Here is a 666-nt window from a genome sequence, read left to right as displayed (position 1 = left end):
CCGCAGCGCCCCGCACGACGCGCTCGGCGTCCCCGCAGCGACGACCCGGGCAGCAGCAGCACGAACTCCTCGCCGCCGACGCGCGCCACGAGGTCGGACGAGCGGACGACGGCGCGGCAGGCGTCGGCGAAGCCGCGCAGCACGGTGTCGCCCACGTCGTGGCCGAAGGAGTCGTTCACCGACTTGAAGTGGTCGAGGTCGGCGATCACCAGCGTCCCGGGCATCCCGCCGCGGCGCATGCGGTCGATCGCCACCGCGGCCCGGCGGTCGAACTCGGCCCGGTTGAGCAGCTGCGTCAGGCCGTCACGGGTGGCCTGGCTGCGCAGCTCGCGCACCTGGTGCTCGGTCGACAGCGCCGACATGCCGAGCACGGCGCCCACCAGCACGGCCAGGTTGACCAGGGTGGTGGGCACGGCACCGAACACGGCCTCGTAGAAGCCGTCCTGGGGGCCGAGCAGCAGCAGGCACGCCCATCGGGCCAGGTAGAAGCACCCCTCGAAGAACACCGCCGTGGACAGCGCCCGGCGCAGGCCGGCACGCGGGCCGCTGGACGCCCACAGGTGCGCCGCCGTGGCCAGGATGGCCGTCGCCATGAGCGGCAGGTAGGCCCAGTCCCCCGCCCACGTCCGGTGCCCCGGGTCGTCGACCGCGGCCGCGACCGCCCGC

1 protein-coding gene is annotated in these 666 nt (G+C 75.2%); it reads right to left on the bottom strand.

The window, feature by feature from the left end; all coding sequences use genetic code 11:
* A partial coding sequence (locus tag AC2W7G_RS17910) for a GGDEF domain-containing protein (protein ID WP_485869620.1) occupies nt 1-666 on the bottom strand: 666 nt, incomplete at both ends.

The organism is Aeromicrobium sp. PFPM2_SD2 (genome assembly GCF_057364525.1).
This window is presented reverse-complemented; position numbering and strand designations above follow the sequence as displayed.